Source organism: Fodinisporobacter ferrooxydans, assembly GCF_022818495.1.
Classification (GTDB): Bacteria; Bacillota; Bacilli; order Tumebacillales; family MYW30-H2; genus Fodinisporobacter; species Fodinisporobacter ferrooxydans.
This window is the reverse complement of sequence record NZ_CP089291.1, coordinates 2,289,132-2,311,950: the sequence shown is the minus strand read 5'-3', so window position 1 is coordinate 2,311,950 and position 22,819 is coordinate 2,289,132. Positions and strand designations below refer to the sequence as shown.

General features: G+C 45.5%; 21 protein-coding genes. 2 read left to right on the top strand and 19 right to left on the bottom strand.

Features of this window, described 5'->3' with window-relative positions; genetic code table 11:
* Positions 1 to 59: 59 nt before the first annotated feature.
* From LSG31_RS11040 to LSG31_RS10975, 14 genes are all read right to left on the bottom strand, one after another.
* Positions 60 to 1,859 (bottom strand): sigma-54 interaction domain-containing protein, encoded by a 1,800-nt coding sequence (locus LSG31_RS11040; protein WP_347439306.1) that lies wholly within the window; start codon positions 1,857 to 1,859, stop codon positions 60 to 62.
* Positions 1,860 to 2,033: 174 nt separating this feature from the next.
* The gene (locus tag LSG31_RS11035; protein ID WP_347439305.1) at positions 2,034 to 3,422 is read right to left on the bottom strand and encodes a UbiD family decarboxylase; all 1,389 of its coding nucleotides are present in this window, start codon (positions 3,420 to 3,422) and stop codon (positions 2,034 to 2,036) included.
* 76 nt (positions 3,423 to 3,498) lie between these two features.
* On the bottom strand, positions 3,499 to 4,056 hold the full coding sequence (locus LSG31_RS11030) for a UbiX family flavin prenyltransferase (RefSeq protein ID WP_347439304.1): 558 nt from the start codon (positions 4,054 to 4,056) through the stop codon (positions 3,499 to 3,501).
* A 114-nt stretch (positions 4,057 to 4,170) separates the two neighbouring features.
* The gene (locus LSG31_RS11025) at positions 4,171 to 5,349 is read right to left on the bottom strand and encodes an iron-containing alcohol dehydrogenase family protein (RefSeq protein ID WP_347439303.1); all 1,179 of its coding nucleotides are present in this window, start codon (positions 5,347 to 5,349) and stop codon (positions 4,171 to 4,173) included.
* 26 nt (positions 5,350 to 5,375) lie between these two features.
* The gene (locus LSG31_RS11020; protein ID WP_347439302.1) at positions 5,376 to 6,842 is read right to left on the bottom strand and encodes an aldehyde dehydrogenase family protein; all 1,467 of its coding nucleotides are present in this window, start codon (positions 6,840 to 6,842) and stop codon (positions 5,376 to 5,378) included.
* Positions 6,843 to 6,893: 51 nt separating this feature from the next.
* Positions 6,894 to 8,237, bottom strand: coding sequence for an MFS transporter (locus LSG31_RS11015; RefSeq protein WP_347439301.1), 1,344 nt, complete (start codon positions 8,235 to 8,237; stop codon positions 6,894 to 6,896).
* 96 nt (positions 8,238 to 8,333) lie between these two features.
* On the bottom strand, positions 8,334 to 9,146 hold the full coding sequence (larE, locus tag LSG31_RS11010) for an ATP-dependent sacrificial sulfur transferase LarE (protein ID WP_347439300.1): 813 nt from the start codon (positions 9,144 to 9,146) through the stop codon (positions 8,334 to 8,336).
* Positions 9,147 to 9,215: 69 nt separating this feature from the next.
* A complete protein-coding gene (gene dmpG, locus LSG31_RS11005; protein ID WP_347439299.1) occupies positions 9,216 to 10,241 on the bottom strand; it encodes a 4-hydroxy-2-oxovalerate aldolase in 1,026 nt (341 codons plus the stop codon).
* On the bottom strand, positions 10,238 to 11,119 hold the full coding sequence (locus tag LSG31_RS11000; protein WP_347439298.1) for an acetaldehyde dehydrogenase (acetylating): 882 nt from the start codon (positions 11,117 to 11,119) through the stop codon (positions 10,238 to 10,240). Before LSG31_RS11000 ends, dmpG begins: the two co-directional genes overlap by 4 nt.
* Before the next feature lie 23 nt (positions 11,120 to 11,142).
* Entirely contained in the window at positions 11,143 to 11,925 is a 783-nt protein-coding gene (locus LSG31_RS10995; RefSeq protein ID WP_347439297.1) for a 2-keto-4-pentenoate hydratase, read from the bottom strand.
* On the bottom strand, positions 11,922 to 12,932 hold the full coding sequence (locus LSG31_RS10990; protein ID WP_347439296.1) for a molybdopterin-binding protein: 1,011 nt from the start codon (positions 12,930 to 12,932) through the stop codon (positions 11,922 to 11,924). Before LSG31_RS10990 ends, LSG31_RS10995 begins: the two co-directional genes overlap by 4 nt.
* The gene (locus tag LSG31_RS10985; RefSeq protein WP_347439295.1) at positions 12,922 to 13,812 is read right to left on the bottom strand and encodes a beta/alpha barrel domain-containing protein; all 891 of its coding nucleotides are present in this window, start codon (positions 13,810 to 13,812) and stop codon (positions 12,922 to 12,924) included. Before LSG31_RS10985 ends, LSG31_RS10990 begins: the two co-directional genes overlap by 11 nt.
* 15 nt (positions 13,813 to 13,827) lie before the next feature.
* Positions 13,828 to 15,267: a hypothetical protein gene (locus tag LSG31_RS10980; RefSeq protein WP_347439294.1), complete on the bottom strand. Its 1,440-nt coding sequence runs from the start codon at positions 15,265 to 15,267 to the stop codon at positions 13,828 to 13,830.
* Positions 15,267 to 15,926, bottom strand: coding sequence for a 4Fe-4S binding protein (locus LSG31_RS10975; RefSeq protein WP_347439293.1), 660 nt, complete (start codon positions 15,924 to 15,926; stop codon positions 15,267 to 15,269). Before LSG31_RS10975 ends, LSG31_RS10980 begins: the two co-directional genes overlap by 1 nt.
* 400 nt (positions 15,927 to 16,326) lie before the next feature.
* On the opposite strand from LSG31_RS10975, the gene LSG31_RS10970 reads away from it, so the two are divergent.
* Positions 16,327 to 16,599 (top strand): AbrB/MazE/SpoVT family DNA-binding domain-containing protein, encoded by a 273-nt coding sequence (locus LSG31_RS10970; protein ID WP_347439292.1) that lies wholly within the window; start codon positions 16,327 to 16,329, stop codon positions 16,597 to 16,599.
* Positions 16,583 to 16,744, top strand: a complete 162-nt coding sequence (locus LSG31_RS10965; RefSeq protein ID WP_347439291.1) for a hypothetical protein — start codon at positions 16,583 to 16,585, stop codon at positions 16,742 to 16,744. The genes LSG31_RS10970 and LSG31_RS10965 overlap by 17 nt, the downstream gene beginning before the upstream one ends.
* 122 nt (positions 16,745 to 16,866) lie before the next feature.
* On the opposite strand, the gene LSG31_RS10960 is transcribed toward LSG31_RS10965, so the two are convergent.
* From LSG31_RS10960 to LSG31_RS10940, 5 genes are all read right to left on the bottom strand, one after another.
* Positions 16,867 to 17,964, bottom strand: coding sequence for a GerAB/ArcD/ProY family transporter (locus tag LSG31_RS10960; protein WP_347439290.1), 1,098 nt, complete (start codon positions 17,962 to 17,964; stop codon positions 16,867 to 16,869).
* 3 nt (positions 17,965 to 17,967) lie between these two features.
* Positions 17,968 to 19,161 carry a Ger(x)C family spore germination protein gene (locus LSG31_RS10955; protein ID WP_347439289.1) on the bottom strand — a complete coding sequence of 398 codons (1,194 nt, stop codon included), beginning with the start codon at positions 19,159 to 19,161 and terminating at the stop codon, positions 17,968 to 17,970.
* On the bottom strand, positions 19,158 to 20,732 hold the full coding sequence (locus LSG31_RS10950; RefSeq protein ID WP_347439288.1) for a spore germination protein: 1,575 nt from the start codon (positions 20,730 to 20,732) through the stop codon (positions 19,158 to 19,160). Before LSG31_RS10950 ends, LSG31_RS10955 begins: the two co-directional genes overlap by 4 nt.
* Positions 20,733 to 20,948: a hypothetical protein gene (locus LSG31_RS10945; protein ID WP_347439287.1), complete on the bottom strand. Its 216-nt coding sequence runs from the start codon at positions 20,946 to 20,948 to the stop codon at positions 20,733 to 20,735.
* A gap of 278 nt (positions 20,949 to 21,226) precedes the next feature.
* Positions 21,227 to 22,792 carry an L-lactate permease gene (locus LSG31_RS10940; protein WP_347439286.1) on the bottom strand — a complete coding sequence of 522 codons (1,566 nt, stop codon included), beginning with the start codon at positions 22,790 to 22,792 and terminating at the stop codon, positions 21,227 to 21,229.
* Between the last annotated feature and the right edge of the window lie 27 nt (positions 22,793 to 22,819).

The following is a 22,819-nucleotide window of genomic DNA, read 5'->3' as shown; positions in this document are numbered from 1 at the left end:
TGATTCCCCCTGTGATGGAATATCTCGCTGACGTATCGAATGAAATCGAATATTCGGGGTTAACGATTCCGTTCAATTCCATATTTTCTCATTTTCTTTATGATCGTGGTATGTGAAACTCCCAATGCTTGTCCTGCTTTACGAACGGAACCATGTTGCGTAAGCGTCCGAATCAACAAATCGCGTTCCATTGCGCCGAATGCGTTCATGTTTTCCTTCGGTTCCCTTTCGCTTATTGTTGGCTCGGGATTGGAAGCCGCCGTATTTGTTGCCTGGCGTTCAGAATGTACCGAATGATCTGCCGCTGAAATGTCCTGTATATAATCTTCAGGCAAATGCATTTGCTGAATGTAGGAATCAGGTATTGTTACGATCATCCGTTCAACAAGATTGGATAACTGACGAACGTTTCCGTGCCAGGAATAATTTTTAAGAATTTGTATGACTTCAGGCTGCAACGTTTTCTGCGTTCCGTATTTCTGGTTATATTTATTTAAAAAATATTGCAGCAACGCCGGAATATCTTCTTGCCTTTCCCGTAATGGCGGGATATGAATCGGCACAACATACAAACGATAAAACAAATCTTCACGAAATTGTCCTTTTTTTATTTGTTCCTTTAAATCTCGATGAGTGGCAGCAATGACGCGACAGTTTACCTGAATCGGAGAGATGCCGCCAACACGGGTAAATTCTTGCTCTTGCAGCACTCGTAAAACTTTCACTTGCAACGCAGGCGACATTTCTCCGATTTCATCGAGAAAGATCACGCCACCCTCGGCAGCTTGAAACAACCCGATCTTTCCACCTTTTTTTGCACCCGTAAACGCCCCCGCCTCATATCCAAACAATTCCGACTCAAGCAATTCTTCCGGAAGTGCTCCACAGTTAATTTTCACAAACGGTCCTTGTACCCGGGAACTTGATTTATGGATAAAATTCGCGATTACTTCTTTCCCTACTCCCGACTCTCCTAATATTAACACTGTTGAATCAAAATTTGCCACGCGGCCGGCTAAATCCATAACCTTTTGCATCTGCCCGGAGACGGCAATGATTTGATCAAACAAGACACGCTTTCTCAGATCTGTCAACTCAGACTTGTAATGTTGGCTTAAATCCTGTACCGCTTCCAGCTCCTGTCGCAATCTTGACAACTCCGTCATGTCTCGAACACTTGCCACTGCGCCATGCAGTTTTCCCTGATTGTCGATAATCGGTACAGCGCTTACAAGATGCTCATGTCCAGTGGGGTATTTTTGTATGCCAGTTATATCCCGCCGCTTCTGCAATGCACTCCAGGTAACGGAAGGAAATTTAAACGTGCCTTTCTGAACCAAGTCCGTTACATGAACGCCAACAAAATCCTCTTCTTTTACCCCTGTCAATCTGCAAAATCCCTGATTTACGCGGGTTACATATCCCAACGAATCCACAATCAAAATCCCATCGTATGTGTTATCAATAATCGCATCAAGGAATCGAATGCGCTCTCGCGTAGTTTCGTACTCTTTTATGAAGATTGTTTGTATATCTGCAATATGGACAATACCCGTGAACTCTTCTTGCCGATTGACAACGCCCAATATCGTACAGTTCCTTGGTATTGGAATATCTTTAAGTTCCATATCCTCATAAAAAGAAGGAGCATTCATGACATACGCCCCATGTTTTTCACCATTCGTATCAGAATCTTTTGACAAAAAACGGAAAATTCCCGCCCATCGCCCTTGGGACAAGACTGGAATCTCGAAAAGCGACAGCGTTTGCATATCCGATATAATTTTTTCCGGCTCGTCTTGCACCTGATTGATGTCGATTTGATACACGGGAGTACACACGAGTTCAGATAATCGCATTTGATTCCCCCCCTTGATCCCTAAGACGAAAATTATATTGAGTGTGTTCGTATATTTTTTTATATAGTAGCATATTTGATTCTATTTCGACATTCCGAAAATTTTTGCAAAAATACATGATTGCAGCAACACATATGGATTTCGGAATACGTTCAATTCCGCCCCCTCCCCAACCTATCTGTTCTCTACGTGTGTCTCTCGCAGTTCTGACTTTTTCGAAATATATGTTTCGATATCCAATTGATCAAATCCCGGTATTTTTATACGCAGATAGCGCATGGGTTCACTGCCCATCGGCACGGTGCAATCCAATCCCATCTTCGATCCAACTCCGTTATTTGTGGAAGGATCCAGTTTTGAGCCTTGTGTACCATGTATGACAATCAAATCTTTTTCTGCCTGAAAACGAGTGGCAATCGCCCATTCCACTTCTTCCATATCGAAAATATCGACGTCTTCGTCAACAACGACTACATGTTTGATATCAAAACTATTTGCCAATGCGGCCAAAATGACGTTTTTCCCTTCACCTTCATTGCGTTTCTTGATAGACACGATCGCATGATAACGAGCCGTGCCGCCAAGACTCATATGGACTGCTTTTACCGTTGGCACAGTTTGTCGGACAGTTTCGAAAAGACTCGCTTCCCTTGGTATTCCGCCAAGCAAAAGATGTTCATATCCAGCCGGAACAATCGTATAGAAAATTGGATTGGTGCGATGTGTAACTGCGGTAATTTGTACGACTTCTTTCTCACTGCGCGGCCCATAATATTTTGGGAACTCTCCAAAGGGTCCCTCCGGCTCACGGACATGTGGCAAAATTTTTCCTTCGAGCACGATTTCCGCGAATGCCGGGACGTCAATATCGACAGTTTCACAACGGACAACTTCCAGCGGCTCGCCGCGCAAAGCACTGGCGATTTCTAATTCATCCACACCGAATGGAGTACTGGCTTGTGATGCCAGCAAAGTCACAGGGTCAGTCCCGATCACAATCGCACAATCCAGAGACTGCCCCAATTCTTCCGCCTTTTTGTATAAGTGGAATGTATGACGAGGCAGGAGTAAAACACCCAATTTGTCTTTCCCGGATACCTGCAGTCGATGTATCGAAACATTCTGTTTGCGAGTAACCGGATCACGGACAATAAATAGTCCGGCAGTAATATAATTTCCCGAATCCTTTTCATGGTGGAAAGGGATTGGAAGCATTTGTAACAAATCAATATTTTCAAGAACGACATTTTCCTTTACCGGAGCTGACTGTCTTTCTACAAGTTGGCAAGGCATGGGGGACGTAACTGCTTCTGTGAATTTAGAAATCATTCCATACGGATCTGTTCCCAAAGCTTCCGCAAAATCGCTGCGAGTCGAACAGATTCCGGATACAACCGGTATCTCGTAATCTTCCACTTTTGTAAAATATGCTGCCTTTTGCCCATCCAATTTTTTTGCGATTGCGGCTATTTCATATTGTAAACCGACTTTTTTGTCTATGACTGCCAAACGTCCTGTTGCTTGCAAATGTTCAAGCCAAGTCCGAAAGGTTCTGGCTTTCATCGAAAATCCCTCCCACAATCATTTACGTATTGATGCTGGCAATCCAATTATGCATTCTGATACTTTTACTTTTTGCTCACATGCCATTCCAACGCTCAAATAAATTGGCTTCAATCGCAAACTGGTCTAACGCTTTTTGTACGCTTTGATTGACAATGTCATCAAGTGTTTTCGGCAAATGATAAAAAGAAGGAACCGGCGGCAAAATGATCCCTCCCATTTGCGTTACTGTCAACATGTGTTGGATATGCCCTTGGTGCAATGGAGTTTCACGTACAAGCAAAACCAACTTTCTGCGTTCTTTCAACTGAACATCTGCAGCCCGTGTCAGTAATTCACTGTTAAAACTATTCGCAATCCCTGCTAACGTTTTTATGGAACAAGGTGCGACAATCATTCCATTGACTTGAAAGGATCCGCTCGAAATTGCCGCTCCCAAGTCTTTGTTGTCATAGACCTTCGTTGCCATTTTACAAACGTCTTCAAACACATAATCTGTCTCATAGGAAATCGTTTTTCGGGCATTTTCACTTACTACAAGATGTACCTCTACCCCTAGTCTGCTAAGCACCTCTACGGTACGCACACCATAAATCGCTCCGCTTGCTCCAGATATTCCTACTACAAGCTTCATCAAACTTCCCCTTCCAATCTAAGCTGCCCTTCTTTATTCCTCTTTCGTACTGCTTATTTCCGCATGACCAAGGGTACATTCGCGTCAGGGGCTATATTCAAGTTTCCGAATCGGTTAATAGATCCGCTGCAAAAGCTCCAAGACTTCCATTTCTGACGGTTGGCGCGGGTTAAACTGCATCATCCCGCTCTTGAATGAATCTTTGGCAACATCGGAAAGCTTATCTTCCGTTACTCCCACATCCCTGAGCTTTGTCGGCAGGCCGATCTCTTGTACAAGTTGTGCTGCCGCGTCTGCGGCTTGCAGCGCCAATGATTCATCGTCATTCCCCTTGATTCCCATAATACGCGCAATCTTGGCAGCTTTTTCAGGGCGAACCGTGCGATTGAATTCGATCACATGCGGCAAAAGCAATCCAATTGCCACACCATGTGGAACATGACAATGTCCGGATAAAGCACTTCCAATCGCATGTGTCAAACCAAGAAAGCCATTATTAAACGCCATTCCCGCCAGCAAACTCCCCTGGGACATCCCAATTCGCGCTTGTACATCTGAACCGTTTTCAACAACATTACGCAAATTCCCATTGACAATGGCAATCGCTTGCAAAGCCAACGCATCGGAGGCAGGCGTAGCGATTGTTGAAAAAAATGTTTCAATGCCATGTGCCAGTGCATCGATCCCTGATGCCGCCGTCATTTTTGCCGGCAAACTCATCGTCAATTGCGGATCGACGATTGCGATCGTTGCAGCCATATAAGGGCTTGTAACAGTAATCTTGACGTTATTTTCCCAATCGGAGTAAACGCCGAATATGGTTACTTCACTTCCCGTTCCTGATGTGGTGGGAATGGCGATTAGAGGTACCGATGAAGCCTTTTGTACCCGATTGACACCGGCGTATTGTCCGATACTCCCTCCATTTGCCGATACGACGCGAATCCCTTTTGCAACATCAATCGGGCTTCCTCCGCCAACCGCAACGATACAATCATACGATTTTGATTGAAGCGCCTGGGCTGCCCGATTGATTGTCTCAATACTTGGATCCGGTTCCACATCTGTATACGTATCGAACGCGATTCCTGCTGTTTGCAGGGATTCCTTGATTCCATTCAGCAATCCGACAGCTTCCACTCCCTGATCCGTTACAAAAAATACGTTGGCAGCTCCGAATTGACGGATCCGCTCCCCCAAGCGGCTTGCTTTGCCAAAGCCAAACTCGATAGATGTAGGAAGCTGAAAGGAGAATTCCACAGTTTCTTCTATTAGTCCAGGTTTGTTTTTCATTTGTTTGTCCTCCATTGTTTTCCTCATTACTCGAGTTCCAGATGGATATGTTTGGTTTCGCAGTATTCCATCAATCCATCGACACCGCGTGTCCGCCCTAGACCACTTTGTTTATAGCCGCCGAATTCCGCTTCCGGGAAGTTTTTATTATACGTATTAATCCAAACGGTCCCTGCCTTTATTTCCTTCGACATCCGCATGGCGCGATTCAAGTCTGCCGTCCATACTCCGGCAGATAGGCCAAAGTCTGTTCCATTCGCCAACGCAATTGCTTCTTCATCATTTGCAAATGTTTGAACAGCAAGTACAGGGCCGAAAATCTCTTCTTGTACAACCCGACAGTTTGCCGCAAGATGATCGATAATCGTCGGTGCGAAAAAGAAACCTTTATCGAACTCCTCACCGGTCAAACGGTATCCGCCGGTAATAATCGTCCCTTCTTTTCTTCCAATCTCGCAGTATTCAGAAATCAAGTCGAGCTGACTTTGTGAGATGACAGGACCCATATCGGACGTTTCATGGATCCCATTGCCGACATTCAGATGTTCTGCATACGCTTTTAACCGTGAAACCACTTCATCCTTAATCGATTCATGCACAAGCACCCGTGAACCAGCCATGCAAATTTGTCCCGCCGAGATAAAAATGGAACGGCCGATCAAGGGTACTGCCTTGTCGAGATTGGCATCTGCAAATACAACGTTCGGCGATTTGCCGCCAAGTTCCAATGCCAGTTTTTTGATGTTGCTTGTCGATAGCTCAATGATCGATTTTCCTGTTGACGTGTCTCCCGTAAAACTGATCATATCGATTTTTTTGCTTTTTCCCATCGCCGCTCCGATCGAACGTCCCGGACCTGTCACAATACTGACAATTCCTTTCGCAAACTCGGGGACTGCGGCAATCAATTTAAAAATCTCAACAGAAATGGCCGGCGTCAGACTGGCAGGTTTTACAATGACGCCATTGCCGGCAGCTAAAGCAGGCGCCAATTCCCGAACCATCAAAAGTGCAGGCCAATTCCAAGGTGAAATAATCCCTACTACGCCAATGGGCTCTTTTACGATAATTCCAAAATTATTGGGTTCTAATTGCATGGAACGCCCAAACACCGTACGCGCTGCACCGGCAAAGTATTTTAAAGTATCGATACTGCCGGCGATTTCCATGCGGGATTCGCGAATCGTTTTTCCTTGCTCCATCGTCAGGACACGGGCGAGATGCTCAAGATTTTCTTCCATTTTATGAGCCAAACCGAGCAATGCTTCATAGCGGCGTTTCGGATTATACCCCCAGTCACTCTGCTGAAACGCATCATAAACAGAATCGATGGCCGCTTCCACATCCTGAACGGTTGATTTTTGCGCATAACTGATGAATTCACCTGTTGCCGGATTGCGGGATTCCAGTTGTTCCTTCGAGCTGGAATCCACCCACTGGCCGCCAATATAGTTTCGATATACAGGCACTTGCAGCTTTGTTACAATTGTCATTTCTCTTCTCTCCCATCCTATTTTTTATTTTTTGTAGTTTATTTTCGATCCTTATTTAAACTGCCCTTTTGTTTCAGGTATGACAAAACTGCCGATCAGATACAAAACGAATACAGCGACTGCAAAATACGAGAGGACTGACGGGATGCTTTGGACGCCGCGACTCGCCAACGATACAAATGTCGGCATCATGCCGCCGATGGCAAATCCGATATTCCAGGATAATCCGGTACCCACAGAACGGATCGTCGTTGGAAAACGTTCATTTAAAAATACCAATATCGGCGCATATCCTGCATTCCCAAGAAATGCCAGAACTACTGCGTACAACGTAATGGAAGATAGTGCAACAGATTTCGCCAGCCCCAAGTAGCAGAAGGGAAGCAAAATACAGTTCACAATGCCAATGATGATAAACGTTTTTTTCCTTCCGATCAGATCACTGAAATAGCCGATTGCAACAGCAGAAATAATTGCTGCAAAACTTGCAAGTATCAAGATCATGGAAGATGCGCTGCTCGGCGTTTTATTGATTACTTTCAGGAATGTCGGAAGATAGCCGGATGTAATGTAGTAGCCGGTTCCACCGCCAATGACGAGCATGAGATTGACAAGAATTACCGGAAAATATTTACTGGATAAAACCGTTTTTAAAGGCGATTTTTCTGTCTTCTCTTGACTGGCGCCGGCTTTCTCCTGCGCGTGTTTGAGTTCTTTCCAATAGGGAGATTCTTCGATCGAGTTAAAAACAAACAACCCAAGGATGGAACTGAGAATGCCGGAAAAAAACATGAATCTCCAACCCCATACGGCAAACGCATGGCCAGGGAAGGCCGATGAGACGATAAAATAAATAATGGAAGCAAACAATGAACCGAATCCCGCTCCGCCTCCACCGATCAGCCCGGAAACCAATCCGCGCCATTTCGGTGGTACGGATTCCGTTCCAATGGTATGTGTGGATGCGACGACACCACCGACAAATATTCCTTGAACCAAACGCAAAAGCAAGAAAATAGCAGGTGCTGCAACTCCGATTTGTTGGACAGTCGGCAAAAGGCCGAACAACGCTGTGGAAAGTCCTACGCCAACCACCGCAAATACCATCGCGCCCTTTCTGCCGTGCTTGTCTGCATAGGATCCAAATATAGCAGAACCGACCGGCCGCATGAGCAATGTAACGGCAAAGGAAGCATAAACGGCAGCCAATGATAGAGTCGGAACATTATTCGGGAAAAATACTTGCCCTAAAACGGGGGCGACATAAAGAAGGACAAATAGATCATATAAATCTAACGACCACCCCAAAACGGATGCAATAGTAGCAGAAACCATCTGACGGCCTTTCACACTTTCACCATGTGGGTGATTTGTTGCTGTAGTAACAACTGACATGCATTCTCCTCCTGCCAAATTCATATTTTTTAAAAACTTATAGAGGTAATCGTTTTCATCTCTTATGCGGCCATTATTTTCTAAACATTCTAAAAATTATTGAGTGAATAACGTTTCATTTAAGCTGCCGGAACGGTACCCTTGCAAATCGATAGTTACATAGGTATATCCGATATCTTTTAGCTTCTCGACAACTATTTCTGATACGCCTGCGAGTTTCGGAATATCCGTTGCGGAAACTTCAATTCGAGCCATTTTATCATGCTGTCTCACCCGTACTTGTCGAAACCCCAGATTCATGATAAAAGATTCGGCCTGATCCACCATCGACAACTTTTCCAATGTGATCTTCTCACCGTATGGAATACGGGAAGAAAGACAAGCGAAGGACGGTTTGTCCCAGGTTGTCAAGCTCAGCTCGCGGGACAACTTGCGAATTTCCAGCTTTGTCAATCCTGCTTCCAAAAGTGGCGCTCGAACACCATGATCGATCGCAGCTTGCAGCCCTGGACGATGATCCCCCAGGTCATCCGCAATCGCTCCAAACACTACGGAGCTATATCCGCGTTCTTTCGCAAGCGGAATTAAATGGCTAAATAATTCTTGCTTGCAAAAATAGCAGCGATTCGTAGGATTTTCTGCATATCCCGGTATGTTAAGCTCACTTGTTTCTATTAAAAAGTGTTGACTTCCAATTTCTTTTGCAATTTCGATCGCTTCCAGCCGCTCCCGTTCCGGATATGTTTCCGCGTTGGAAGTTACTGCAAGCACTGCATCACGCCCCAGTGTATCAATCGCTGCCTTCAACAAAAATGAACTGTCGACACCACCGGAAAATCCGACAACGACACTGCCTAGCTCTTTTAAGATTTGCTTGAGTTTGGCATATTTCCCCTGTGTATCTGACATTCCTGACACCCCCTGCTTAACCTTTTACTGGAACCGTACTAACTTTTCTTGCTGACATCCCAATCGATTTTAGAGTAATGCGCCTACTCGTTCTTTTTTGCTTAACTCATACGCCACATCGATAATCTGGTCTTCTTGTCCACCTACGATCCGCTGTTTTCCAAGCTCGACAAGAATTGCAAGGGGATCTACGCCAAAGCGTTCCGCCGCGCGTTTCGCATGTAGAAAGAAGCTGCTGTAAACGCCCGCATAACCGAGAATCAATGCTACGCTATCGATAATTTGCGGACGAGTCATTTTCGGTGCCACAACATCTTCCGCAGCATGAATCAATTTGGCCAAGTCTGTACCTGTTTGAAAACCCGCTTTATGCAGCGCCGCGACCATGACTTCCGTTTGCGCATTTCCTGCACCTGCACCCATGCCTCGCAAACTTCCATCCACATAACCGGCCCCTTCTGACAGGGCTGCAAGCGTATTTCCGACAGCTACACCGAGGTTATTGTGTGCATGGAATCCTACTGGAATCGATACTGCTTCACGCAATGCGGAAACGCGCGCACGAACGCCATCCGGCAATAACGCTCCGGCCGAATCCGTCACATACACCACATCAGCCCCGTAACTCTCCATCTTTTTAGCTTGCTCTACGAGTTTATTCGGCTCTTCCATATGTGCCATCATTAAGAACCCTACCGTAAAAAGCCCCAAGTCTTTCGATACTTTAATATGTTGTTCGGAAATATCCGCTTCTGTCACATGTGTTGCGATCCGTGCAGCTCGTGCGCCCAAATCGGCAGCGATTTGCAAATCACGTTTCGTACCGATGCCGGGTAATAATAAAACGGCTACTTTTGCCTGTTTTACCACATTGCAAACGGCTCTTACATAGTCTTCGTCAGCCGCTTGGCTGAATCCATATTGGTACGATGCTCCAGCCAATCCGTCTCCATGCCCGATTTCGATGATATCAACACCCGCTTGATCAAGGGCGCTTGCAATCTCCGCCATGTCATTCGGCGTAAACTGGTGACTTACAGTATGCATTCCATCACGAAGCGTAGAATCTGTGATTGTTATTCTTTGCTGTGTCATACTCCTGTAACCTCCTTTGTATTTTGATGTACTGCGATTCTTCTGGCGACACCGACAGCCGCTGCAGTAATAATGTCAAGGTTTCCGGAGTATTTTGGCAAATATGCGCCTGCACCTTCGACTTCAATAATGGCAGTTACCTTATCCCCATCGACAATCGGCGGAACTTTCAGGCGATATCCGGGTACATATGTTTGGACTTCTTTCACAATATCTTCCACCGCTGTTTCAATCGTTGCTTGATCCGGGTTTTTGACCTTCGTATACACGGTGTTGCGCATCATGATCGGCGGTTCGGCAGGATTTAAAATAATAATCGCTTTTGCACGATCTGCTCCGCCAACTTGTGCAATGGCACGGGAAGTGGTTTCTGTAAATTCATCAATATTTTGACGTGTGCCAGGTCCGGCCGACTTGCTCGAGATGGTAGCGACAATTTCCGCATATTCTACATTCGCTACTTCATTAATTCTTGCAACGATTGGTATCGTAGCTTGGCCGCCGCAAGTAACCAGGTTGATATTGGGGCTGTCCAAGTTGACATTCATGTTGACAGAAGGCACTACATACGGACCTACTGCCGCAGGTGTCAAATCAATTGCCTGGATGCCGGCTGCTTTTAACAAAGGCGCATGTTTTACATGTGGCTTCGCGCCCGTACAATCAAAGACAAGCTCGATATCGCCGCGTTTCAGAATCGCATCAATGCCTTCGGAAGACGTTTCCACTCCACGTTCCCTTGCCATCCGCAGGCCATCGGATTCGGCAATGATCCCAACCATCATGCAAAGTTCCAGTTCTTCACATTGCAAAACTTTCAATAGTAAATCCGTACCGATATTACCGGGACCGATAATTGCTGTTTTTAGTCGTTTCAATTGGTTTCCCTCCTGTGATCTCTTCATTTATGCCCAAAACCGACCTGAACGGTACCGATCCTGTCAAAGTGTGCATGAAATACATATCCCGGCTGTGCGATATACGCTTTCGTAAAGGACCCGGACAACACGATATCGCCGGCCTTCAACCCTTCTCCAAAAGCGGCCAGTTTATTGCAAAGCCATGCCACCGCTTCCGCCGGATGGCCGAGTACGGCAGCACCGGCAGCCGTATCGACAATCTGGCCGTTGCATTCCAGTACAAGTCCAATCAGGCGCAGATTCAAGTCGTCAACCGGGACACTGCGGCTTCCCAGAACCAGTGCACCGCTTGAAGCATTATCCGCAACCGTATCCTTTATATTGATTTTCCAATCGCGAACCCGGCTGTCGATGATTTCAAACGCCGGGACGACATACGCAGTTGCTTGCAAAACATCCAGAAAATGTACGGGGCCTTGCAAATCTTTTTTCATGACAAACGCTAATTCCGCTTCGATCTTCGGCTGCAAAAAGCGTTCATATGGCACGCTGCTTCCTTCAGGCAGCAGCATATTGTCATACAAGGAGCCAAAGTCCGGTTCATGGACATTGAGCGCATGTTGCATCGCCAACGAAGTCAAGCCAATTTTTCTGCCGATTAAGCGAGCTCCCGAATTCAGTTTCCATTCCTTCACTTGTTGTTGAATTGCATATGCATCTTCGATCGTGATATCGGCATATGTCTCGGAAATCGGATGTACCGGTTGTCTGTTGCGTTCCGCATCCCATAGCTCTTTCGCTGCTTGTTCAATAAAAGGCTTCATAGCAAACTCCTTTCAGACACCCATTCCTGTTTTTCCTGCATTCCATCATGCCTGTGCATGCTTGAATGACTGTCATGTTTGTGGTGATGATGGTGCATATGAGAATGGTCATGACCCCCAACCCCCGCCGTTTGCATCCATCGCTGCCGCAGACAATCCGCCAGCTGCTCCGCTAAAACATGGGGCGGCGGCACTATGTCTTGGTTGATAAAATCCAGTAAAATATCTGTGCAAAGCCGAACTTCATCATGGGGACCTGGCAGTGTGACCAAATAGCTCAATCCCTCTTTCGCCACTCCGATCCGAATCCCATCTTTTACATGTCTGCCATGACCTTTTGCAAACGTAACAATGTAAGGAGTCGCTGCATCCGGACACACCTTTTCCAATGCTTCTACTGTGCAATCCTTATCTTCCGCGCCGACTCCGCCCGTAGTAAGGATCAAGCCAAAACCCGAGTCGAGAGCATTCCGCAATGCACCGGCGATTTCGTCTACATCATCCGCGAGCGGAGCATGTGTTTGCACAGCAAACCCAATCTCCTTCAGCCGTTTTGCCAGATATGGAGTGTTCGTATCCTCAATCATTCCTTTGGCAACTTCAAAGCCTGTCGGAAATACTTTTACACGCCGCCGAATGTTTCTTTGAATCTCATCGCCCATCCGTTCGCTTACTGTAACAACCTGTTTTCCCTCGATCGGCGACAAGGCGATCATTCCGAGCACTCCCGCCGAATGAATATCGACATCCGGTCCTAGTTTTACACCCGGAAGCGAACCGACCGCTGCGATCAATTCCTGTTTTTTCCCGACAAATTGGTCATCCGTCATCGACTGAACCAATAGATCCAAAGCGATATGATCTTCCCGCACATCGATTACAAATACCCGTTCTCTTGGCAGTCTCAGCACATTCGCTACAGTTGCGGCGATTTTTGACAAATCACAGTCAAGCAGATACACATCGGTCAAACGCAATTCGGTTTTATTTAAAAGACTATACTCCATGGTTCTCCGCCTTTCTTGTGTTGGTATGCGTTCCCTGATCAACCATGACATCCACCCGCATATCGAGCAGGGGAGCATTTAACACAGCGCCCCCCACATCCACCAAATCTACGGCGCGAGTTCGAAGCAAAAGCATCATCTCCTCTTTCACACCGCCGGCAAAAGCGATTTTCAAGCGGTCGCGAGCTTTGCATTCGGCTACGATGTCAAGGACGACATCAAGATCGTCCAACTGCCCGGTATCCACCATCAGGACATCCGCTTTTCCGTAAACTGCAGCTCGGGCTTCGATTGCAAGCGGCTGAAGATCCCCGCGGAGCTGAATCACCGCTTTATGATCCGGAAAAAAACGCTTGGCTGCGTCTAACGCCTTTCCTACCCCGCCGAACATGCGAACATAGTTTTTATCGATATAAACAAATGGGCCATCCACCATTCGCATGCCAACACCTGCTGCAGCAAGAGCTGCATGGAGAGTCGGTTTCATCGTCTGCGGAAGCTTCTTCCAACCGCCGCATACCACGCGCAAATCCTGCCCGGCAAGCAGTTGCAACTGGCGGGCGCGCGTCGCAAAACCGGATGGCGCCATCATCACTCCCAATATCCGGTCTTCCGCAATCGCCACATGTTTCGCTGAACCGCGAAACGTAAGAACAACCTCGCCCGGTTGCAGCAAAGTGCCGTCATCGAGATGGCTGACAAGCTCACAGTCCAGTTCTTCCAGATACATCAGCGCATGCCGCATACCGGCCAATACTCCATAATCAGTTGCTGCCACTTGTGCAGTGAACATCCGATCATGAAGCGAAGAGAACAACGTATCCCGAATGTCCATGATGATTTGACCGTTTTGTCGATCCTCTACTTTGAAAGCCGGCATGTGCACCACTCCCTCTTATGCGTTTACCAAGATTCCATTTGGTGATATTCCACGCTGCTTCATCCATTTTGGCAGCAACTCTTCTTCTACTTGTCGGCTCACAGCAGGAGCAACCGTTAACAGATGTTTTGCCAGCGATTCGCTTACATTGATTCCGCCTACTGCGCCATCGAAGACGATCACTTTGTCTGTTCCTGTTGTTTTATAAGCGAAATTCATGGCATCTTCGAGATTGTCAGAGATCATGGCGTATTTCATATATTCCAAATTCTGCGGATCATGCTCGAACAAATCCGCTTGTTCTTTGCCAACCACTACCGTCGGCAATTGTTGCGCAAAAAACGCACTCGGATAGCCGATCCATGCATAATTGTGTATCACCATGCGAATGGCAGGATTGACCGGCTGCACCTCCGGCACGAGTGGTTTGCCGTCTTTTCCATAGAGCGCCTCCGTGTACCAGGTATAAGGGGGCAATTTCACATCCAAGTCGAATAAATCGGTATTCGCACCGACAAAGTTGCAATAAATGACGCCCGCTGAAAAAACATAAGGCACCGGGCACGGAAAATCCAAACCTACGATACAATCATCGATTTTGCCTAATAGTTGAAACATTTTACCGTAATATCGCAAACCATCCCGTGTGATCGTGTCGTTAATCTTGTACAAGTCATTATCCGCTTCAATGCTAATGACACCGCTTGGAGACATGTTCATAAATACCGCGCCAATGAATTTGCCCTGTACAAACGGCGATTCAAAAATGGCCCTCGCCGTAAAATTGGCACCCCGCGGCCCGAGGTTTTGATGATAGGTGGAACGTGTTTCAATCCGTGCATAGGACATCCCGAAAGGTTTGACAGCCCGGTCCACCTGGCGATGAAAATGCACTTCACGGACATCGCTATTGTGCACATGGATGATCCAATCCGCATCGTATGTGCGCTTCAGACCATACAATGTGCCAATTTCCGTTGCGATCGGTATCCCCTCATCAATGGGCGCCATTCCGAGAGCGCGATCAAAATGCTGTTTCAGGTTGAACCTTTTGATATATTCTTCTGTTTCCCGAAACCGCAGTCCCACTCCGGCGCGCAGTCGAACTTCTTTGGCGCCTGTGCGACGTTTTACCACGTCATACACCGTTCGCAGGACCTCTGCATATGGCTCGCCACCGAGCAGCGTAAATCCATGGTGCGACGCCAGTACGTTCACAGTATGGTGCGGTTGAATTTTCGAAAAATCCACATGCTTAAGTGCCGCTTCCGTAGCTTCACGGATCGCTTGCAGTCCTTGCGTGCTTGGATAAATCACATTCGGCGTATCCGGAAACAATTCGTCCAACATGACAGATGTCAACCCGGGCAAATCGACAAAACGCTTTTTTACGTGGCTTGGTTCTACTCCATACCGCGACGGACGCGGCGCAATCGGTTGAATCGGTGCACGCATTATTTCTCCCCCTCTTTTCCCGCACATACTTTAGAAGAAGTTGGCGCATTGCGAATACTTTCCATGAATTCAATATCTGCATCAAAGTAAAAGCCGCGTTTGGCATATTTCTCTTTCACGTCATCCGGAATATCCCAGATCGTCGGTGTAGCTCCATACCACTGGTAGCGGCCTTCCGGTGATTGCAATTCAATACCGGCGCTTTTCAGCAGACGAATGGCCGGCTGCAAGCATTCCACCGTACATCCTGTACGCAACCCGGTTGCCCGGGAAATTTTATCCGGCGAATCCGCCCCCTGCAGAATCGAAGCTGCAACTTCCTCCGCCCGCGTTCCCGTGCAGTAGCATACCACCTGTTCCGGATGAAAGTGTGCATCGTAGCAGATTTGATTGATTTTTTCCCGATCAAATTGTTCAACATCTACACCGATCGTACGGTTTTCTTGTAAGTATTCCATTTCAATTGCGTCGAATGGACACCGCTGCTCACACGCTGTGCATCCGGTACAATCATCCTCATGAACAACAGCTAATTTTTTCGCCTTTGTTCCTGGTACGGGTTCCATTGTAATCGCCAATGTCGGACACACTTGCGCGCAAATTTTACAACCGGTGCATTTGTCCTCAAGAATAACCGCTTTCATGTTGATTAAACGCATCGAAGTGATTCACTCCCCTCTTTACAATCGAACATTCACATCATTTCCCTTAACGCTTCTTTATTTAATGCAACATTCGTGCCAATACTAAAATTCGATTTCATTCGACTTTTTCGGAAATATTGTGTTTCCATTCACGAAAACGGTTTCCGTTTTCGATGGAATCCATGTGATTCCATGTTTGCACTCCCTCAATAATGCCTTGATCGTGTGAAAATGCTTCAACGATGCGCATATTGCGTTCATCTTGGGGTAGTACCAGCGAAGCTGACATCACCCGCAAAGCAGATATAATCAAATGGGAAATTTATTGATGACCTCGTTATTTGTGTTAAATATGATAATTCCGTAATATATAATGAAAGTAAGGAATGTAAGAATTGAAAGGAGGATGTTCTTCATGAATATGGAAGTTTCAAGAGTGACTTCAAAAGGTCAAATCACCATTCCAAAAGCGATTCGCGAACGGCTGAATTTAGTGGAGGGCGACAAGGTTGCTTTTATTGAGGATGAAACGGGTAAGATCATTATAACGAAATCGAGTGTGGTCGCCTTACGTGAGTTTTTAGATTCAATGGCAAAGGAAGCTAGTGCCAAGGGAGTTACCGAAGAAGAACTGCTGAACGATTTGGAACAAGTTCGGGAGGAAATGTGGAATGAGCGAAACAAATAGTGGGATGCGTGTCTTTTTGGCTCAACCTGATTTATTTGTTACGGACGATCAAGATTTTCACACTCCTGAAATCAAGGAACAGCTCGTCGTGTTGACACCAAGTGATTTTTTGCGAGCCTTCGGTCATGATGGTAAGTCTCATTGAAAGAGCCGACAAATAAAAAATTACATATATATCCATCTGCTTTGCAGGTGGTGTCAGCTTCGCTGGCTCTCTCCCAATAGTGAAGCTTCAACATATATCGATGATAATTTTAGGGTAATAAACTAAACTTTCTTCGTTTTTATTCGCGATGTCACCAAAAGCAAACATGGGATGATAATCTGAAACGGAATATGCAAATAGATGGGAACGAATCGCAGCCCTTCTTCAATATGTTCCGCATAATTTTCCGCGATGTAAATGGACATAACCGATACAAGCATGGCGCAAGGAAATACGAAGGATCGGTACGAAATGTGAAAAATATGTTCCAACCCTTTCAATCCCACATAAAAGAAAATCGACACCTTTACAATAATCCCGACCATGATTATGAAAACGATGAATGCATCCACTCTCTCCAAAAAATTTGCAATTGAAATTTCTCGTGCAACATTTAGCAAAGGAAAACTTGCACGAATTTTAGAATTTACACCCAATATACAGATTTGCAAAATAAGGGAAACAAAGATGATGAACCCGCCAAACCCTATGCCTGTAAACGCAACCCATTTTGCAGTTTTGAAATTGGAAATGGATGAAAACAAAACGAGCAATACCACGAATTCGCCAAAGGGAAACGTAATCAATGAGGGGAAGATAGATTGAAAAATGGGACCCCACCCATTTTCTAAAACCGGTTGCAAGTTGGAAAATTTCACTCGTCCGCTGATAAATAAGAAAACGACCATCATCCAAAAGAAAAAAGCGGCATATGGAAAAAAAATCTCGCTTGAACGCCCTAAAACTTCAATCCCCAAATACAAAAGATACCCGATTACGAGCATCACCAAAAATGAAACAACCTCGGTCGGCGTATTCGGCAGAACCGCACTGGATATAAGTTCGTCAAAATCCCGCAACACACGCGAGGAAATATATAGAAAATATAGTATATAAATTACAGATAATCCAATTCCAGGTATTTTACCGAAACATCTTTCAAACAATTGGTACAGTCCAAGTCCTGGGTTTGGAGCAAGAATGGCGTGATACATCCAAGCCAAAAACAATCCGCCGATTCCTGCCATCAATACGGCAATCCACGCATCTTGTTTGGCTTCATTTGCAATTCCGACAACCACTGCACTTCCGGCTTCAAACATGACAAGCAATACAAACAACTGCCACAATGACAAACGTTCCTGGTTCAACCGATTCACCGCCTATTTCATCTCATTTAAGAAACCCTTCGTGTAGATCCCGCTGCGTTTGATGTTGGCACGAACAGAAACTTGAATGTTTGCTTTCGAAAATGCTTCATCCCATTTGGCGATAGAATTAAACTCTTTGGGATGTTGACGGTGTGCAATGTCTCCAAATCCGAAGATATCGACTTTATATTTATTTTGAACCTTATGTATGGTGTGCAACAATTCGCGACGAATATGTTCCGACATCATGGTTTCTAATGTTTCATACGTGTTCAATTTGGTGAGATCAAGTTTCTTGCATTGCATGCTGTCGACTACACCGTACGTATCCATTTGAACATGGATGGTTGGTGTTTGATGATTGAAATTTGTATGAATATCTGTGGTAAATTCTCTGATTCGAATGGTAACCGTTTGTTTTTTTTCGCAATGCAAAACAATGCTTGTATTAAAGGGCTTATTTTGCAGCCATAGATAATTCCGCGTATCGATTAAAGGCAAATATCCGATGAGCTTATCTTTTCGAAAAACACTTAAATTGCAGAGTTCCACCAAAGCATCGGGCGTAATTTTTTTTGTATTATCCAGTGAATTCCCTTTTTTAACATTTCCCGCAATCGTAACAGTGGCTGCTACCGGTTCCCGCCCTTTGGACGTGAATGCGGCAATCATATCCCGCATCCGGACATCCGGATCGCTTCCCCAATCGTGAAATGCCTGGCTCAATTGCTGGTGCAATTTCAGCGTTGATACTTTTTGCAGGGGGTAGCTCATGCGAAGGATATCTGCCGCTTTTACGTTTCTGGCAATGACCAAATTGAAATCATCGCGGATTTCCCGATTGCGTTCCATAAATTCCAAAATATCTGCAAGTCCTTCTTTTGCAACCATTTCACTAATCACAACAGTACGCACATGAGAATAAACCAGATGGCGAGAGATTCCAATATTCATTTTTTCGAGCAATGAAGAAACCGACTGCCCTTCTTGGCTAAACACTAAGGATGCCGCATTTCCGCCGCCTCCTTTTTTGGTTAACTCTGCTGCATTCACCGCTTCAAAACTGACATTGTATTTTTTCTGTCGTCCTTGATCAACAGCAAGACCCGTTACCAGAGATATCTCGTTTAATTCTCGTTGGTCCCAGCAACCACTGATCGGGAGCATGACGAAAAGCAAAACCACAATACAAGCCAAATATTTCATGATGATTCTTCCTCATTCGGTGGGCTCGGCGGCTCGACATCTGCAATTTTATTGGGCGTTTGCGGTTTTAGAAAGCCCGGCCGCTTCCACATGGCCCATAAAGGAGCTCGTATAAATACATCTTTCTGTCCTTGAAGTCCAAAAGGGGCAATGGGAGCAAGATACGGAACTCCATACGAACGCAGACTCGACAAATGTCCAACGATGGCAATTAAACCAAGTATGATCCCGAACAACCCTAACCACGCGGCAAGCAACGATAAGCTAAAGCGCAACAAACGCGCGGATGAAGCAAAACTGTATATGGGAGATACGAAACTTGCGATCGCTGTCAGTGCAACTACAATCACCAAAGTATTCGAGACAACACCCGCCTCGACTGCTGCTTGCCCAATCACCAATGCCCCGACAATGGATACCGTTTGCCCAACCGCCCGCGGCATCCGCGTCCCTGCTTCCCGCAGGATTTCAAAGGAAATTTCCATCATAATCAGTTCCACAATGGTTGGAAAGGGCACATTTTCTCGCTGTGAAATCAAATTGATTAAAAGCGGAGTTGGGATCATCTCATAATCAAACGTTAATACTGCGACAAAAAAAGCCGGCAACACCAAGGAAATTAAAAACGCCAGATAACGGATAAAACGGACAAAAGAAGACATTAAAAACGGCTGATAATAATCTTCCGGAACCTGAAAAAAATCATTGAGAGTGACCGGAACCAACAAAACAAACGGTGTACCATCGACAATGATGGCGATTTTCCCTTCCATAATTCCCGCCGAAATCGCATCCGGACGTTCCGAATTCATACTTAAGGGAAACGGAGTCCAAGTTTTGTCCGAAATCAATTCTTCAATGTATCCCGAATCAAAAACAGAACTGATCACGATGTTCTTGATCCGTTTCTTCACTTCTTCCAGGATGGATGCATTGCAGATATCTTCCATATATCCCAGGACAACCAATGTATGTGTGTCTTTTCCTACATAATAGGGCAAAAACCGCAACTTGGGATTTTTCAAACGGCGGCGAATCAAACTCATATTGGTTTGTGCAGTTTCTGTGAATCCATCCTTCGGTCCGCGAATGATGGTTTGGGTACTTGGTTCCTGGATGGAACGCGATTCAATATCGTCGATTTGCAAAGAAAGAGAAACGGGAACGCCTTCCACGATTAAAGCCGCAAAACCAGACAAAAGACTCCAAACCAGCTCATGCTCAAAGGAATCATAGCGAAACGTAATTCCTGATAAATATTGCTGTTGAAAATGATGCAAATCTGCTTCTGTTTGTATTGTTTCTGACCAATTCAACCGTTTTGTAATTTCCTGCAGCACTTTCGAATTCGTCATGGAATCCAAATATAAAAAAATTCCACGATTCGGTCCGATTTGAATATTTTCGCAGGCAAAGTCCATCGAATTTCCAAATAAATCTTTCATTCGTTGTTTGACATCCGACGTAGAGAATGATAAAGGAATCGTTTCTTCATGTGTAAATGAGCCATCCGTCGTTGTCGAAACTACTTGCTTCGGTTGTTTGGGTGAAAAGATTCGATTGATTTTCATTTATCGCTTTCCTTTCCGACGAAGCACATCTTCCCGAATACCGAACAAAAGTCCTATAAGAAACATTGAAAAATCAAACCATTTCTCATCCCCTAGTACAATAAAAAAGAAATGGTCTGCCGATTTTCCGAAAGAAAAGTTAAATAACTGTGCATCGATGGCGACAATCATCGCCCACATCAGGACGCACAACCCAAAATAGCAAATGGTTACCATGGATACAATCACCTTTGTTGTAGTATGGCGCGAAGTTTCTGGAATCATTCGCAGCTGAGCGCGCTTTATCCGTGTTTGAATGTGGTTGCCCGGTTGCTCAAACATTGAAAGGATGTATTCAGTTTGAGCATACTTGGGATATCGAGGAAATGGAATAGAGATAAGGAACTTTGTAACCGTACAGGCAAACAGCCCTTTGTGAAAAGGGCTGTGTTTTTTTTTCTATTTGGAACCAACGAATTTCCATTTCAATAAAAAAGTTTCCGCTCGCATGGAAACTATATGATTCCAAATAGTTGACTGAAAAATGCGACTCCTATCGCTGCGATTGGAATGAATAAACTAAATCCCAATACTTTTCTCAATAATACAGATTCTTTTCCCGCCTCCAGATTGGTTGATTGCAGCGCAACTTCCAACGCTTGCGGAGCCACCATTTTCCCGCCGGCCGCCGCTACGGAAAAACTTGCCGCAATCGCTGCGGGCGATACATGTGTCATCTGTGCGGCAAATGTTTGCAATCCCCCAAACAGTCCAATCGAAGCTGAGTTGCTGCCCGTCAGGAATGTCCCCAGCCAGCCCATAAATGGTGCAATAATCAAATAGGATTCTGCGAAATACTGAAATGGATAAGCAATTGTACCAGCCATTCCGCTATAGACTAAAAGAAAACCAACAGAACAGACCACCGACAAATTAATCGCCGCCACGCGCATCGAGAAAAGTGTATCAACCAGTGATTTCCCCCATTCCCTCAAAGTCATGCCGGAGCTTAATGCGGTAACCAATGATGCGACGATAATGGCTGTACCGGCAGAAGCAACCACTTGGCCATTCCATATGGCCCGCACCGCATGCTCTCCAAACGGATGACTGGAAAATACCCGACGATCCAAACCCGGAATGCCCCATTGCCCTCCCAAATGTAACAACAATTGTTTTACAACCGGCAGATTCCAGACCACAACAAAAACAGTCAAGAGAACAAACGGCCGCCAGCCTTTTGACATGCCTGACCATGTCCATGTTCCGTTTGAACGATCCTGCATCCTCACCATTATTAAAATCACAACGATAAATACAACGGCACCAATTGCCGCTCCTAAGTAAGGAGAAAGATATGCAACGCTTGCGAGTGTGGCCAATGAATAGCTGAATCCTCCCAGCAAACATGGCAAAAGGAACGCTCGTGCAGATCTCCATCCACATGCAGCCCAGCAAGTAAGCAGGGGTGCCAAAAATGCCGGAATAAAATCAGATACTACACATTGACGTAAAATTTCCTCAATGGATTGTCCTGTTACCTGTGCCAATAAGAGTACAGGTATGCCGACAGCTCCAAACACAGCCGGCACCGCACATGCGGTTAAAGCGGCGATTGCGCTTCTTTCCCGGCCTACACCCAATTGTGATAACAAAGCTGCCGAAATGGCGATCGGAGTCAAAAAACCGGCAGTACTGTCAATAAAGGCTGTCAGCCCAAAGCCAACCAGGAGAATTTTCCATTCCATCCGATCGCCGACTGTCATCAGGCTATTTTTAATGACCTCGATATAACCGCAGCGTTCGGCCACTCGAAAGAGAAATACCGAACTCCATATAATGTAAAACAATGGAAAAACACCAAATAGTATACCGTAAAAAACAGTGCCGGCAACCATATGTAGCGGCATTTTCCAGACGACACTCGCCAGAAAAATGGTGATGAAAAGAATGATCAAATACGTCGCAGTTGGTTTTGTCCGGCCAATGATAAGAAGGACGCACAGCACGATCAATGGCAAGATCGCCAATCCAAATGACCAGCCGATTGGCGAAATAGGAGAATACGTTTGAATAAACATGAAACCACCCCAGTCTTTTCGATACAT

What these genes read in the sequence shown, in the direction of transcription:
- LSG31_RS10990 (WP_347439296.1), bottom strand. Translation starts at nt 12,932, where the DNA reads ATGGAGTATAGTCTTTTAAATAAAACCGAATTGCGTTTGACCGATGTG.
- LSG31_RS10955 (WP_347439289.1), bottom strand. Translation starts at nt 19,161, where the DNA reads ATGAAATATTTGGCTTGTATTGTGGTTTTGCTTTTCGTCATGCTCCCG.
- LSG31_RS10975 (WP_347439293.1), bottom strand. Translation starts at nt 15,926, where the DNA reads ATGCGTTTAATCAACATGAAAGCGGTTATTCTTGAGGACAAATGCACC.
- LSG31_RS10980 (WP_347439294.1), bottom strand. Translation starts at nt 15,267, where the DNA reads ATGCGTGCACCGATTCAACCGATTGCGCCGCGTCCGTCGCGGTATGGA.
- LSG31_RS11030 (WP_347439304.1), bottom strand. Translation starts at nt 4,056, where the DNA reads ATGAAGCTTGTAGTAGGAATATCTGGAGCAAGCGGAGCGATTTATGGT.
- larE (WP_347439300.1), bottom strand. Translation starts at nt 9,146, where the DNA reads ATGTCAGATACACAGGGGAAATATGCCAAACTCAAGCAAATCTTAAAA.
- LSG31_RS11015 (WP_347439301.1), bottom strand. Translation starts at nt 8,237, where the DNA reads ATGTCAGTTGTTACTACAGCAACAAATCACCCACATGGTGAAAGTGTG.
- LSG31_RS11040 (WP_347439306.1), bottom strand. Translation starts at nt 1,859, where the DNA reads ATGCGATTATCTGAACTCGTGTGTACTCCCGTGTATCAAATCGACATC.
- LSG31_RS11020 (WP_347439302.1), bottom strand. Translation starts at nt 6,842, where the DNA reads ATGACAATTGTAACAAAGCTGCAAGTGCCTGTATATCGAAACTATATT.
- LSG31_RS10970 (WP_347439292.1), top strand. Translation starts at nt 16,327, where the DNA reads ATGAATATGGAAGTTTCAAGAGTGACTTCAAAAGGTCAAATCACCATT.
- LSG31_RS10965 (WP_347439291.1), top strand. Translation starts at nt 16,583, where the DNA reads ATGAGCGAAACAAATAGTGGGATGCGTGTCTTTTTGGCTCAACCTGAT.
- LSG31_RS10945 (WP_347439287.1), bottom strand. Translation starts at nt 20,948, where the DNA reads ATGGTAACCATTTGCTATTTTGGGTTGTGCGTCCTGATGTGGGCGATG.
- LSG31_RS10985 (WP_347439295.1), bottom strand. Translation starts at nt 13,812, where the DNA reads ATGCCGGCTTTCAAAGTAGAGGATCGACAAAACGGTCAAATCATCATG.
- LSG31_RS10995 (WP_347439297.1), bottom strand. Translation starts at nt 11,925, where the DNA reads ATGAAGCCTTTTATTGAACAAGCAGCGAAAGAGCTATGGGATGCGGAA.
- dmpG (WP_347439299.1), bottom strand. Translation starts at nt 10,241, where the DNA reads ATGACACAGCAAAGAATAACAATCACAGATTCTACGCTTCGTGATGGA.
- LSG31_RS10950 (WP_347439288.1), bottom strand. Translation starts at nt 20,732, where the DNA reads ATGAAAATCAATCGAATCTTTTCACCCAAACAACCGAAGCAAGTAGTT.
- LSG31_RS10940 (WP_347439286.1), bottom strand. Translation starts at nt 22,792, where the DNA reads ATGTTTATTCAAACGTATTCTCCTATTTCGCCAATCGGCTGGTCATTT.
- LSG31_RS11025 (WP_347439303.1), bottom strand. Translation starts at nt 5,349, where the DNA reads ATGAAAAACAAACCTGGACTAATAGAAGAAACTGTGGAATTCTCCTTT.
- LSG31_RS11035 (WP_347439305.1), bottom strand. Translation starts at nt 3,422, where the DNA reads ATGAAAGCCAGAACCTTTCGGACTTGGCTTGAACATTTGCAAGCAACA.